General features: G+C 68.1%; 11 protein-coding genes. All 11 read right to left on the reverse strand.

Going from position 1 to position 14112, the window contains the following annotated elements:
- Positions 1 to 147 precede the first annotated feature (147 nt).
- Positions 148 to 1164, reverse strand: coding sequence for a D-2-hydroxyacid dehydrogenase (locus BLR29_RS23095; RefSeq protein ID WP_092139967.1), 1017 nt, complete (start codon positions 1162 to 1164; stop codon positions 148 to 150).
- Between the two features lie 9 nt (positions 1165 to 1173).
- Entirely contained in the window at positions 1174 to 2127 is a 954-nt protein-coding gene (locus BLR29_RS23100) for a Bug family tripartite tricarboxylate transporter substrate binding protein (protein WP_092140064.1), read from the reverse strand.
- 109 nt (positions 2128 to 2236) lie between these two features.
- On the reverse strand, positions 2237 to 3133 hold the full coding sequence (locus tag BLR29_RS23105; protein ID WP_092139970.1) for an amidohydrolase family protein: 897 nt from the start codon (positions 3131 to 3133) through the stop codon (positions 2237 to 2239).
- A gap of 19 nt (positions 3134 to 3152) precedes the next feature.
- The gene (locus BLR29_RS23110; RefSeq protein ID WP_255371381.1) at positions 3153 to 4136 is read right to left on the reverse strand and encodes a Bug family tripartite tricarboxylate transporter substrate binding protein; all 984 of its coding nucleotides are present in this window, start codon (positions 4134 to 4136) and stop codon (positions 3153 to 3155) included.
- 211 nt (positions 4137 to 4347) lie between these two features.
- A complete protein-coding gene (locus BLR29_RS23115) occupies positions 4348 to 5136 on the reverse strand; it encodes a class II aldolase/adducin family protein (protein WP_092139975.1) in 789 nt (262 codons plus the stop codon).
- 53 nt (positions 5137 to 5189) lie between these two features.
- A complete protein-coding gene (gene tcuB, locus BLR29_RS23120; protein ID WP_092139977.1) occupies positions 5190 to 6362 on the reverse strand; it encodes a tricarballylate utilization 4Fe-4S protein TcuB in 1173 nt (390 codons plus the stop codon).
- A complete protein-coding gene (gene tcuA, locus BLR29_RS23125; protein ID WP_092139979.1) occupies positions 6349 to 7797 on the reverse strand; it encodes an FAD-dependent tricarballylate dehydrogenase TcuA in 1449 nt (482 codons plus the stop codon). Before tcuA ends, tcuB begins: the two co-directional genes overlap by 14 nt.
- Before the next feature lie 318 nt (positions 7798 to 8115).
- Positions 8116 to 9057, reverse strand: coding sequence for a LysR family transcriptional regulator (locus tag BLR29_RS23130; RefSeq protein ID WP_092139981.1), 942 nt, complete (start codon positions 9055 to 9057; stop codon positions 8116 to 8118).
- A 146-nt stretch (positions 9058 to 9203) separates the two neighbouring features.
- Positions 9204 to 10364, reverse strand: a complete 1161-nt coding sequence (locus BLR29_RS23135) for an acyl-CoA dehydrogenase family protein (protein ID WP_092139983.1) — start codon at positions 10362 to 10364, stop codon at positions 9204 to 9206.
- Between the two features lie 21 nt (positions 10365 to 10385).
- A complete protein-coding gene (locus tag BLR29_RS23140; RefSeq protein ID WP_369804690.1) occupies positions 10386 to 12512 on the reverse strand; it encodes an acetate--CoA ligase family protein in 2127 nt (708 codons plus the stop codon).
- A gap of 68 nt (positions 12513 to 12580) precedes the next feature.
- Positions 12581 to 13936 carry an MmgE/PrpD family protein gene (locus tag BLR29_RS23145; RefSeq protein ID WP_092139985.1) on the reverse strand — a complete coding sequence of 452 codons (1356 nt, stop codon included), beginning with the start codon at positions 13934 to 13936 and terminating at the stop codon, positions 12581 to 12583.
- Positions 13937 to 14112: the final 176 nt, after the last annotated feature.

Consider the following 14112-nt stretch of genomic DNA (forward strand, 5'->3'; position numbering starts at 1 on the left):
GCCGCAACCGGCTCGTTCTCCGACCCTCAGTCACCCCGCCCATCCGCGATAAACGCCAAAAAGCCCGCTCGAAGCGGGCCACCGTAGGTACCTTGTGCCGGTCAGCAGTGCGCGGAGATGTGTCGCCCCGCCCCGCCGCTGGCCACCCTATGCGACCGCGTTGCGCAGCGCCTCGCCCCGTACCCAGCGGCTCAGGTTGTCCAGGAAGATGTCGACCACGCGCGCGGCGTTGCCGTCTGAGAATCCGGCGCTGTGCGGCGTGGCGATGACGTTGGGCAGCGCCCAGACTGGCGAGTCCGCAGGCAGCGGCTCGTGGGCGAACACGTCGAGGTAGGCGCCTGCCAGCCTGCCGTCACGCAGTGCGTCGACCAGTGCGGGCTCGTCGACCACTTCTCCGCGCGCCACGTTCACCAGCCGCGCCCCTGCGGGCAGGCTGGCCAGCGCGGCGGCATTCACCAGTCCGCGCGTCTGGTCGGTCAGCGGGCAGGCCAGGATCAGCCAGTCGGTGCGCGGCAACGCCGTCGCCAGCGACTCGAACGTGATGGTCTCGTAGCCATCGCCGGCGGGCGTCGCGCGCTGGCGCACCACCACCACCGACATCCCGAACAGCGTCAGCACCGCGCCCAGCTGCTGTCCGATCGGACCCCAGCCGACGATGGTGGCCGTCTGGCCGTGCAGGTCGCGTGGCAGCCCGGTGCCGATCAACGGCGCCCAGCGATGTTCCCGCTGGGCATCGAGCATCTGCGGAAAATGCCGCGCGAGCGCCAGGAGCCCTGCCAGTGCGGTCTGGGCCACGACCCCGGCGTTGGCGCCCGACGATGTGGTCACCGTCACGCCGCGCTGCCGCAGCTGACCGAATACCGCGCGATCAGCGCCTGCGGAATGGGTATGGGCCCACTGCAGCGACGGCGCTTCGAGCATCGCAGTATAGAAACGCCGGGTGGCCGGCAGGATTTCGTGCTTGGTGGAAAGCCCGGTGACATCGCGCGAGACGAACGCGATATCCGCATCGACACCATGCGGATCGTCCGTGGCAGGCGGCAACACCGGCTCCCACGCGCGCGCGCCCAGCGCTGCGCCAATCGCCTCGCGGTTATGGCGCAGCGACGCCTCGGACAGCAGGACGCGCAGCGGCGCGTCGGATACGGATTCAGGCTTTCCCATGTTCCTCGCTCAATCGACGGTGGCGCCGGAGGCCTTCACCACACTCTTCCATTTGACGTATTCCTTGCGCGTGAACTGGCCGAACTGCTCGGCCGATCCGCCCACGGGGTCCGCCCCCTCGCGGATCATCTGGGCCTGCAGGGACGGCAAGGCATCGTTTACCGCCTGGTTGACCCGGGCGATGACCGTCGGCGGCGTGCCCTTCGGCGCGAAGATGCCGAACCACGATCCGGCCTCGAAGCCCGGGAAGCCCTTCTCCGCCACGGTCGGCAGGTCCGGCAGCGAGCGCGAGCGCCGGGCGCTGCTGACCGCCAGCGCGCGCAGCTTGCCGGACTGGATGTGCGAAATCACGGACGGAATCGTCGCGAACATGAACTGTATCCGACCGGACAGCAAATCATTGAGCGCATCCGCGCCCTTGTAGGGGATATGGGTGGCCTGCGTGCCGATCCGCTCCGTCAGCATGAAGCCGGACAGGTGCGACGAGGTGCCCACGCCGGTCGAGCTGTAGTTCAGCTTGCCGGGGTTGGCCTTGGCATAGGCGACGAATTCCTCGAACGACTTCACGGGCAGCGACGGATGCACCACCAGCACGTTGGGCACGTCGGCGATCTGCACGACCGGCATCAGGTCTGTCAGCGGGTCATAGTTCAGGCGCTTGTAGAGGGTCTGGTTGATCGAGATCGGGCCGACCGAATCGACCAGCAGCGTGTAGCCATCCGCCGGCGACCGCACGACGAACTCGGTGCCAATATTGCCACCGGCGCCCGGCCGGTTGTCGACCACGAACGATTGCTTGAAGCGCTGCGCCAGATGCTGGCTCACGCTGCGCGCCAGCATGTCGGTGGTGCCGCCGGCCGTAAACGCGACGACCACGCGCACCGGCTTGGCCGGATACTCTTCGGCGGCATGGGCCGTCGTGGTCAGGGCGATGCCGGCACCGGCAAGGGTCAGGCACATCATGCTTTGGGTCAGCCATCGACCGGGGGCAAATCGACGCATGGGAAGTCTCCTGTGAATGCAGCGGTCCGCCGGGCGGCCGCTGTCTTTTCGATGGGAAGGATTGGCGAAATCAAACGTTGCCGAAGTCGTAGAGTCGAGCCGGATTGGTCACCAGCACACGTTCTCGCGCGGCCGCATCCGGCAGCCAGCGCGCCAGCAGGTTGAACAGCACGCCGTCGTCGGGCATCTGCGCGGCTTCGAAGTAATTGATGTGAGGCCAGTCGGAGCCCCACACCACCTGCCCGGGATTGGCCGCCAGCAGCGCGGCGACAAATGGATCGACCTCGTGATATGGCGCACCTGCGGGCTGCAGCCGATCCGCGCCGGAGATCTTGGTCCACGCCACGCCCTCCGCCAGCAGCGCGCACAGCGCCTGGAAGCCGGCATCGGCCACGCCGCGTGCCGTGGCCATGCGGCCCATGTGGTCGATGACCAGCGGCAGCCCCACCGCCTTCAGTCGTGGCGCCAGCGTCACCAGATCCGGCGCGTGGATCCAGATCTGCGCGTGCCAGCCGCGCTCGGCCAGCCGGGGCGCCAGCGCCTCGAGCACCTCGATGCCCACGCCGTTGCGATACACCGCGTGGCCACCCATCTGGTAGAGGTTGATGCGCACGCCGCGCACCCCGGCCGCATGCCACGCATCGAGTTCGGCGTCGCTGGTATCGGCGGCGGGCACGACGATGCCGCGCAGGCGTGTGGGGTATTTGCGCAGCGCATCGGTCACCACGCTGTTGTCGGTGCCGCTGGCGCTGGCCGTCACCAGTACGCCGCGCGTCAGGCCGAGTTCGTCCAGATGGGCGATGAATGCGTCGGCGGGATGCTCGGCCGGCGTGTAGCTGCGGTCCAGCGCGAGCGGATAGCGTACAAACGGCCCGAATACGTGGGCGTGGCTGTCGCACGCGCCGGGCGGCGCGCGGAACGCCGGCGCTGCGATGGTTTTCAGCGGAGGGAGGCAGGGACGCGTCATGGCAAGGTTCGGGTAGCGGTTAGTCCGGCGCCTTCAGGCGGCCGGCGGCGGCAAGCGTCTGGGCGCGCGCGTCCTCGCGTTGCAGCGAGGCCAGCAATTCCTGCGGCGAGGAAGACTGCGCCACGCTACCCACGCTCAGCAGGCGGCTCTTGACGCTGCCTTCGGCCAGCACCTTGCGCAGCGCACCGTTGATCGCATCGACCACGGCGGCAGGCGTGCCCACTGGTGCCAGCAACCCGGTCGCCGTCGTGGCCTCGAAGTTGGCCAGGCCCGCCTCGCGCAACGTCGGCACCTTCGACAGCGCCGGGTCCCGTTCGCGCGACATCACCGCCAGCGCACGCAACGCGCCGGACTGGATATGCGGCGCGGAGCTGGTCAGCTGATCCACCACCAGGTCGATCTGGCCACCCATCAGGTCGATCAGCGCCGGGGCCGACCCCTTGTAAGGGACCTCGTTGAGCCGGATCTTCGCGGCGTCCTCGAGCTGCAACGCGGCCATATGGTTGGTCGTGCCGGGGCCGGCATGGCCCACCGTCACCTTGCCCGGGTTCGCGCGCGCATGGGCCAGCAGCGCGGCGATGTCCCGGAAGCGCGTGTCGTTGCCCTTCACCACGACCACGAGCGCCGTGGTGGAGACCAGCCCGACCGGACTGAAACTGGCGAGCTTGAAGCTGGTGCGCGTCATCTTGGGCAGCACGACGATGGCGTTCGGCGTGGTCACCAGCAGCGTGCTGCCATCCGGCTCCGCGCGCGATACCGCCGTGGCACCGATCACGCCGCCGGCACCGGGCCGGTTGTCGACGATCACGTTGCGGCCCAGCGTTTGCTCCAGCGCCGGCGCAATCGCACGTGCCACCACATCGAGATTGCCGCCCGGGGCGAACGGCACCACCAGCGTGACCGGCTTGTTAGGAAGGCCCTGCGCCCGCGCCAACAGCGCATGGGGGGCCACGCCGAGCGCGAGCATCTGCGCCAGCATGCGTCTGCGGTTGATCTGTCTCACTCCTTCTCCTTTGGGGGCTTTCTTCTATGTCTGATAAGGAAGGTGAGGCCGCCGTCGTTTCCCGTTCCACGCGACCTCGAGGGGAATCTCTCACCGTCTTTGCGGTGCTATGAAATGAAGCGATAGCGGTCCTGGTCAGGCGCGGCCGCAGACAGTACAAGTGGTACGGCAAGGCCGCGCAACGACGCCAGGATCTTTTTGAAGCGACCTCCTAGTCGCGGTAGCTGGGGTCCAGACGGTCGAGCTTGCGCAGGAGCGCGGGCCACTCCATCACGCCATACGGACGGCGCGTGCCCGGCTGGTAGTTGTTCCAGGTCTCCTGCAGGATGTCCGCCGGCACGTCACGCAGCGGCGTGCCGCACGACATCGCCGCCACTTGCGAGCGGCAAGCCAGCTCCAGCCGGTGCATCCAGTTGAACGCCTCGCCGACGGTGTTGCCCACCGTCAGCACGCCGTGGTTGCGCAGGATCAGCGCCTCGCCCTTGCCAAGATCCTCGATCAGCGACGCCTGCTCGGCGGTATCGAGCACCACGCCCTGATATTCGTGATAGCCCACCTTGAGGAAGCGCATGGCGGTCTGCGTGACCGGCAGCAGGCCGCAATCGAGCGCGGACACGGCCATCGACGCCCAGCTGTGCGTGTGAATCACGCAGGCCACCTCGGGGCGGGCATGGTGCACGGCGCTGTGGATCACGTAGCCGGCCTTGTTGATGCCGTAGTCGAGTGCACCGAAATCCGGCTTGGAAAGAATCTTGCCGTCGTGGTCGACCTTGATCAGGCTGGACGCGGTGATTTCCTCGTACATCATGCCGTAGGCATTGATCAGGAAGGCATCCTCCTCATCCGGCACGCGCACGGAGATGTGGTTGGCCATCATGTCCGCCATGCCGTACAGCTCCACCAGCCGGTAGCAGGCAGCCAGGTCCACGCGGGCCTGCCACTCCGCCTCGCTGCATTGGCTGCGCATCGATGGAATGTTCAGCACTCCGGGTTTCGTCATGATGGGTCTCCTTTGAATTCAGCGTTATTTGGGGCACCGGGGTGAGTCTTGTTTTAGTCCGAGCCGAGGGCCAGGTCATTCGACCGGCGCTTTTCGATGTGGTACTTCAGCAGGGCCGCGCTGCGATAGATGCCGTGTGCGAACTTGCCGTATGGCAGCGTCAGGAACAGCGCCATCACGATGCCGAGGTGCACGGCCAGCAGCGACGCCATCGCGGCGGAATCGCGCCAGGCCAGCAGCGCCAGGCCGCTTGCGCTGGTCAGGAACAGCAGCGCGATGAAGCCACGGTCCATCGGCTTCTGCTCCGGATCGCCCGTGCGCGGGTCGCGCCGCATATTGAGCCAGAACAGCCCGGCCGTGCCGATCAACAGGCCGATGCCGCCCACCGTGCCCAGCAGCACCGGCAGGCTGGTCACCGGATACGGCGCGTGCAGGTCCAGCAGGTAGTGATACAGCGTGGCGACCGCCGTGGCGGCGAAGCACAGCATGAAGCCATAGAATGTGAAATGGTGGAAGCGCCGGCGCAGCAGCGTGAAGGCATCGTCCGCGTTGTTGCAGCCCTGTCCGTGGCCGCCATCGAGGTACTTGAGCCGCAACGCGTCATGCGCCGCGCCACCGACCGCCGCGCCGCGCGCTTCGCCCGGCCGCGTGCCCGGCGACACCTGCCGCCAGAACCGCGTCACCCCTGCCCCCAGCGCCAGCATCGCGAACAGGAACACCACGCCGAACATCGCCGCCAGCAGGTTATGCGGGAAGATCGCGTAGAAATTGCCGGCCAGCGGCGCGTGCAGCAGGCTGCCGCGCATCGCCAGCACCATCAGCAGGAACAGCGCCAGGCCACCGGCCATCGCCAGCGCGGTAACCAGCCCGGCACGGCGATACAGGCCGCCAAGGGCCGCCGGAAACGCGTAGTCGCCATAGGTCTGCACGCGCACCTTCGCCATTGCCTGCGGGATGTTGACCGCGAATTCGTGCGGCGGCGCGTACTGGCACGCGTGGTAGCAGGCGCCGCAGTTGTGGCAGAGGTTGGCCAGGTAGTGGATGTCGGCCTTGCCGAATTCCAGCCGCCGCGTCATGGCGGGAAAGACCGCGCAGAAGCCCTCGCAATAGCGGCAGGCGTTGCAGATCTGCAGCGTGCGGGCGACCTCGCCTTCGTCGGTGGTCAGCGGCAATGCGCCCTGCGCCAGCGCCGCCGCCTCGCGCGTCAGCGCTTCAAGATGTTGCATGTTCTGTTTCCTGTGATGCCTGTCGGGCGCCAGCCCGTGCCGCCCCGCGTCTGATTGCAGCGGCGGCAGCTGCCGCCTGCGTGCCCGCGATGCGGCCAAATGCGGTGCCGATCGCCATGCCGACGCCCGCCGTATAGCCCTTGCCCAGCACGTTGCCGGCCATCATCTCGCCGGCCACGAAAAGGTTCTCGCTCGGCTTGCCGCCGAAATGCACGGCCGATTCGTCGTTCACCTTCAGGCCCAGATAGGTAAAGGTGATGCCCGGACGCAGCGCGTAGCCGTAGAACGGTGCCGTATCGAGCGGCCGGGCCCAGTGGGTCTTGGCCGGCGTCACGCCTTCGGTGTGGCAGTCGTCGAGCACCGTGTGGTCGAACTTGCCGACGCGGCAGGCGGCGTTGTATTCGTTGATCGTGCGCATGAAGGTGGCTTCATCGAGCCCCAGCTTGCGCGCCAGCTCCGGCAGCGTGTCGGCGGTCACACCGGGGAAAACCGGCGGCATGAAGCGGCCCACGGCCTTGGCGTCGATGATGGAGTAGCCGATCTGCCGCGGCTGCTGGGCGACCAGGCGGCCCCAGATCGCATATCGCTTGGGCCAGAAGTCCTCGCCTTCGTCGTAGAAGCGCTCGGCGTTGGCGTTCAGCACCACGCCCAGCGACACGCAATCGATCCGCGTGCAGATGCCGCCGTCATAGAGCGGCGCGCGCGCGTCGATGGCCACGCAGTGGGACTGCGACGGATCGCCGATGGCGTCGGCGCCCGCTTCGATCATGTACTTCAGCAGCACGCCCATGTTGAAGCGCGTGCCACGGATCAGGAAATTGTCGGCCGGCCATTCGCCGCGTTCGTTCTGGCCCCAGGCCTCGCGCAGCCACTCGCGGTTCGATTCGAAACCGCCGGCAGCCAGCACGCAGGTGCGGGCCTCGATGCGTTCGTCGCCGATGCGGGCGGCCACGAAGCGGTCTCCATCGAGCTCGATCGCGTCCACCGGCGCGTTGTAGCGAATCTGGACGCCGAGCTTTTCGGCGCTGCGATAGTACGCATTGACCAGTGCCTTGCCGCCACCCATGAAAAAGGCGTTGGTGCGCGCCACGTGCAGCGCGCCGGACAGCGGCGGCTGGAAGTGCACGCCGTGGCTGCGCATCCAGTCGCGGCAGGTGGAAGACGCGCGGATGGCCAGCCGTGCGAGGTGCTCGTCGGTCAGGCCGCCGGTTACCTTCAGCAGGTCTTGCCAGTATTCCTCTTCCGGGTAGGCGTCGACGAGCACGTCTTGCGGCGCATCGTGCATGCAGCGGAGGTTGCGGGTGTGCTGGGAATTGCCGCCACGCCATTCTCGGGGCGCGGCTTCGAGCAGCATCACGCTGGCGCCGGCTTCCCGGGCCATGAGGGCTGCGCAGAGGGCGGCATTGCCGCCGCCGATCACCAGGACGTCGATCATGGCCGGACGCCCTGGCAGCAGGAATTTTTATGGGGAAGGGACACGACTTTCTCGGGCTTTTTGGAGTCTGTCCGGGACTGTAGCGGGCGGGCGGGACGCTGCTAAGCCCTTGTCCGACATGGGGGCATCACGATTCGTGATGGGGTGCGGGCGGCCGGACAGGCCTCGTTTTCAGCGGTGGCGCAGCGAGGCCGGGGGACGACGGGCCAAGGCGACAAAAGGGACGAGAGCGACAAAAAAGCGCGACGAAAAAGCGCGACAAAAAAAAACGAGGCAAAAAAGCGCCGAAAGCGGCGCCCGGGCCCGCGTGTCAGCCAGTCAGCCCTCCAGCAACCGCGCGCCACGCCAGCCACCTGACTTGACGAGTCCCCGTGCCGTATCGGCCAGCACCACGCGCAGCGCCAGCGCGGCCGGCGACAGTTCGTCGTCGGACAGGCTGCACAGCAGGTTCTGCCGGCCCACCTCGGGATCGTCGATCTGGGCCAGATGGAAGCGCGTTTCCGCATCGGGATACCGCCCCACCGCTGCCCACGGCTGGAGCGTGGCGCCGAAGCCCATGTCCACGGCATCCATCAGCATGGCCAGCGAGTCGATCTCCTGCACCACGCGCGGCGCCACCTTGGCGCGGGCGAACGCCGTATCCAGCGTGCTGCGCAGGCCGTGCACGCCAGTCGGCATGATCAGCGGGATCTCGGCCAGGTCGGCCATGCCCAATTGCGTGGAGGGCTCCGCCTTGCCTTGCGGCAGCGCCTGGCGCGACTGGATCAGGAACAGCGTTTCCTCCAGCAGCGGAATCACCGTCCAGCGCCGCGCCGCGTTGGTATCGAACAGAACCGCCAGGTCAAGCTGGCGGGCGTTGAGCATGGCGGTCAGGTGCCCGGACAGGCTTTCCACGATATGCAGCCGTACATCGGGATAGCGCTCGCGCATCGCGCGGATCAGCGGCACGCCGATCACGGATGCAGTGGTCGGCGCCAGGCCGACGCTGACGGTCCCGGTCAACCGGGCCTGATGGGCGGCGCGCCGGGCCTGCTCGGCATGACGCAGCGTGAGCTGGGCCTCGTGGAAAAAGGCGAGGCCGGCCTCCGTGGGCGTCACGCCATGCGGCGTGCGGCGCAGCAAGCGGGTCGCCAACTCCCCCTCCAGCCGGCTGATCTGCTGGCTGACGGCCGACTGCACCATGTCAAGTTCGAGCGCCGCCCGGCTCATGCTGCCGAGTTCGACCACCCGCACGAAATACTGAAGCTGGCGCAATTCCATCTGGCTCCCCCGAATTCCCGCATGCGCCGAACCCGCCCACGCCGGCGGGGGTTCGGTCCTGGATGTTTCCGGGTCTTATACCAGATGTGCGGCCACGCATTCGACTGGAGCGTCGGTGCGCGTGGCCCGCATCGCGCCGACGGCCGTCAGGCTCGCGCTTTCTCCGGCCGCTGCGAGAACGTGCGCTCGAACACCGATTCGGCGATGCGGTTCTTCAGGATCTCGATCGATCCGCCCGCGATCATCCAGCCACGGCAACGGCGTTGGCAGTATTCCACCAGTTCCTCCTGGCTGTAGCCCATGCCGCCCATCACCTGCAGCGCTTCATTGGCGATATCGAAACCAGCCTGGTTGCAGAAGGCCTTGGCGATGGCCGTTTCCTCGGCGGACGGGATGCCGCTGTCCGCGTTGGCAGCGGCGCGGTACAGCAGCAACTGGCCCGCATCGAGCTTCATCTTCATCTCGGCGAACTTCCATTGCAGCCCCTGGAACTCGCAAAGCAGCCGGCCGAACTGCTTGCGCTGCATCGCCCATTGGCGCGCCACCTCGTACGCGTAGCGGCCGAGCGCCAGCGAGCGGGCGGTGTTGCCCATGCGCTCCACGTTGAAGCCGGCGATCTGCTTCTTGAAGCCGCCCTCGCCCAGCAACACGTCCTCGGGGCCGACATAGACATCCTCGAAATAGATCTGCGCCCATTCCTCGCCCGACATGAAGCGCGAGCGCTGGCCGATGCGCACGCCCGGCGCCTTGGTGTCGATCAGCACCGACCCGATGCCGCCCACGCCGGGGCCAAAGCGTACATAGGTCAGGATCACATCGGCGTGCGGACCGTGGGTCGTGAAGATCTTGCTGCCCTGGATGCGGAAGCCCTCGCCATCCGGCGTGGCGGTGGTCTTCAGCTCGGTCACGGCGGAGCCGGCTTCCGGCTCGGTCATGCCGACGGAAATCAGCGCCTCGCCCTGCAGCAGCGGCGTCAGCCATTTGGCCTTCTGCGCGGCGGACCCATACTCGGCCAGCACGCGGATGGCACCGAAGTTGCCGGCCTGAATGACGTCCGCGCTGCGCGGGCATTGCGCGGCAACGGCCTGGATGGCGATGATCGCGTCCATCAGCGTGCCGCCCTGCCCGCCATCCGCCTCGGCGATCGTGATACCCAGCAGGCCCTGCGCGGCCATTTTCCTGGCCACCTCCCACGGGTATTCGTCGGTGTGGGCGCGCTGGCGGGCGCCCGGCTTCAGTTCCTTTTCGGCAAACCGGCTGACGGCGTCCTGGAATTCCTGTTGTTCCGGGGTGAGTTTGAAGTGCATGAGCGTCTCCGAATCTGAATCTCAGAATGAATGTTGGGGGGCGGCCAGCCGCAGCACGCAGTCGACACCGACCACGCCTTCGGCGCGCACGAACAGGGGATTGATCTCCGCTTCGGCAACGTCGGCGCCCTGCATGACCGCCAGCCGCGAGAAACCGACGATGGCGCGCGCCAGCGCATCCACGTCGCCACGCGGCAGGCCACGGAAGCCGCGAATCAACTGCGTCGAGCGGACCTCGCCGATCATGTCGTGCGCCTCCGCCAGACTGACCGGTGCGGGGCGCAGGCTGACGTCGCGATGCAGTTCGGCGGTGATGCCACCCGCGCTCAGCATGACCATCGGGCCCACCAGCGGATCGTTGCGATAGCCGAGCATCAGTTCCAGCAGGCGGCTTTCCATGCGCTGCACCAGGATGCCGTCGACGCGCGCTGCCGGAGCGGCCTGTCGAGCGTTCTCCAGCAGCCGCGCCGCGGCACGCGCCAGTTCCTCGTTGTCGCGCACACCCACCTCCACCCCACCGATCTCGGTCTTGTGGAGGATGTCGCGCGAACAGATCTTGGCGACGACCGGATAGGGCACCGCGTGCTGCAGCGCGCCCTCCCCGCTCACGTCGCGCACCAGCGCCATCGGCGCGATCGGCACGCCCAGCTCCGCAAACACGGCGGCGGCCTCGAACTCGGACAGGTCGCCTTGCGTCGGCAGCGCGGACGGCCATGTCACCGGTGCGGGGGTCTCCGCCACGTCGTCGCGGGTCATCGCCGCGCGGAACAGGCAGGCCAACGCATCCGCGCAGGCCTCCGGGGTGCGGAACGCGGGCACGCCGGCCGCCTGCAGCAGTTCCAGCGATTGCGTGGCTTCCGGCGCCAGGAACGACAACAGCGGCTTGCCGCGTTGCGCGGACGCTTCCACGATCGGTCGCACGGCCAGCTGCGGGTGAAACTGCGCCGAGGACCCGACCACGCAGAGCACCGCATCGCACCAGTCGCTCTGGATCATCTGCTCGACCAGATCACGATACTGGGCGCTGGTTGCCGCCAACGTGAGGTCGATGATCGGCGTCTGGCGAATCCGCACGCCGCGCTCGGCCATGTGGGCGATGAATTCGACGGGCGGCGCCACGGCCTCCACATTCGCCAGGCCCAGGCGGTCCACCACCGTCGCGGCGCCACCGCCCGTGGTCGTCACCACCGCGATGCGCGGATTGCGCCGCAGCGCGGGGATATCGGCGGCATAGCGGCGCGCCAGCGGCGCAGCCTCGAACAGCGTTTCCAGCATTTCCACGCGCATGGCACCGTGCTTGCGCAGGAAGGCGTCCACGGCGGCGTCGTTGCCGGCCAGCGCGCCCGTGTGCGACTGGGCCAGCGCCTCGCCCTGCGCGGAGCGGCCCAGCTTGTAGACCAGCACCGGTTTCCCTGCGGCACGGGCGCGGCGCAGGGCCGGACCCAGCACCGCCGCATCGCGGATCGTTTCCAGGAACAGCAGGATCACCTCGGTGGCGTCGTCATCGACCAGCAGGTCGACCAGCTCGCCGACGCCGATATCGCTCTCGTTGCCCACGGAAACCAGCTTGGCAAAGCCGAGTCCACGCGCGGCGCCGCGCGACAGCAGCGCGCCGAGCATCGATCCGCTTTGCGAAACCACGCTGATGCCGCCCGCGCGCAGCGCGTCGACCTCCAGCACGGCATTGACGGAGAGGATGGCGCCGCTGTGGATGTCCACCACACCAATGCTGTTGGGGCCCAGCAGCCGCACGCCCAACTCCTTCGCCCGCGCGGCAAGCGCCTGCTGCGCGGCCATGCCGGTCTCGCCCAGTTCCGCAAAGCCGTCCGAGAACACCGTCACCACGCTGGCGCCGCGCGCCGCGCATTGCTCCAGCACCTCGGCCACCTGCCGGCCCGGCACCATCACAAAGGCATGGTCGATGGCATCCGGCAAGGCCGCGACGCTCGGATACGCCTGCAGCCCCATCACCTCGGTGCGGCCGGCGTTGATCGGGAACACCCGGCCGGCATAACCATGCTTGCGCATGAAGCGCAGCGGCCGCGCGGTGTTCTTGCTCTCGTCGGCGGAGGCGCCGACCAGCGCCACGGCGCCCGGCGTGAACAGCGCCCTGGCCAGCGTGCGGCCCGTGGCGCCCATGACGTCCATTTCGGGGCCACCTTGTTCGTTGACTCGCGTCATCAGTGATTCTCGTCTTGAAAGGGTTTCGATCCGGCTCAGCCGGCCCGAAGCGTGGAAAGCCCCAGCGCACGCACCGGGCGATGATCGAGCTGCCAGAGCGCATCGAGCAGCCGCGCGGCCGGGCCGGCGCCGAGTACCGGGGCACCCAGTTCCATGAACTTGTCAGCCAGTGTCGCGTCATCGAGCGGGGATTCGGGATCGCCGCGCCGGTACGGGGCAAAGTGCGCGTGGCGGCTGCCGTCGGCCATTTCGATTTCCACACGCGCGGCCCGCTGGCGCGGGAAGGCGGCGGTCAGGTCCGGATCGGCGGTCAGCGTGATTTTCGTCATCAGCGCGCGAATGGCCGGGTCCGCCAGCCGGTCCGGCTGGAAGGCGTCGAGCCGCACCGCGCCGTGCAGCAGGCCGTGCGACACCACGTATGGCAGGCTGAAGCGCGCCTCGAACGCGGTGGCCGGCTGGAAATTACCGGTGACGTCGAGCGCCACCTGGTACGTCGCCACGCGGATCGCCGCGATGCGGGCCGGGTCCAGCCGATGGTCGCGCACGATCTGCATGGCGGCGTCGATGGCGGCAAAGGTGTGGCCGCAGCAGCCGTGATTCTTCTGCGTGATGCGCGTGATGTGGTAATCGGTGCCCAGCCCGGCGGTCACGCCCTGCCAGTCCGGCTTGCCGCAGAGCGCGGCGCCGAAGCCGGCATCGCCCTCCAGGATGTCGTGCACGCCGTTGACGCCATGCGCGGCGGCCTGGGCGGCCTGCACGCCGACCTGCGCGGCATGGCCGGCGTGGAGTGCCTTGGTCATCGCATCGGAGCGGAACGCCTGTTGCAGCCCCGACGCGAACGTAGCCGCCGTGGCCAGCGCATCGGCCGCGGCGCGCACATCGCCCGGGGACAACAGCACCGCGCCTGCCGCCGCCGCGCCAAAGCAGCCGACCGTGCCCGTGGTGTGGAAGAAGCGATAGTGCGCCGGCTGGATGGCCGCGCCGATGCGCGTGGAGACCTCGTAACCTGCGATCACCGCGCGCAGCAGGTCGTAGCCGCTGGCGTCCACCTGCTCGGCCAACGCCAGCGCTGCCGCGATCGTCGGGCAGCCGGGATGGTAGACGGCATCGCGAAAGATATCGTCAAACTCCGCCGCGTGCGACGTGCTGCCGTTGATCCACGCCGCCGTGGCCGGAAACGCCGACGTGGCGTGACCGATGATGGTGGACTGGCCAACGCCCAGCTCCGCGCGATGCGCGGCCACCAGTTGCTGCCCGGGCGACATCTGCACGCCGGCCAGCAACGCGGCAAACCAGTCGATCACCGCGCGGCGCGCATGGTGCAGGACGGGGTCCGGCAGCGCTGCGGTGGCCTCGCGGCCAGCGTAGGCGGCGAATTCGTTGATGATCATGCGGGGTCTCCTCTTGCCAACGTCTCGTTCGGGAATGCATCACATGGTAGGGATGGCATGCCGGCGAGCTTTGACATTTGGTGAAGGCTCCCGAGCCGCCGTGCATATTCCGGTCAGCGGAGCGGCGGTGCATACTCCACAGGCACGCCTTGCACGCCGGGCCTGTCGCCCCCGGG

The organism is Cupriavidus sp. YR651 (assembly GCF_900101625.1).
In the GTDB taxonomy this organism is placed as follows: Bacteria; Pseudomonadota; Gammaproteobacteria; order Burkholderiales; family Burkholderiaceae; genus Cupriavidus.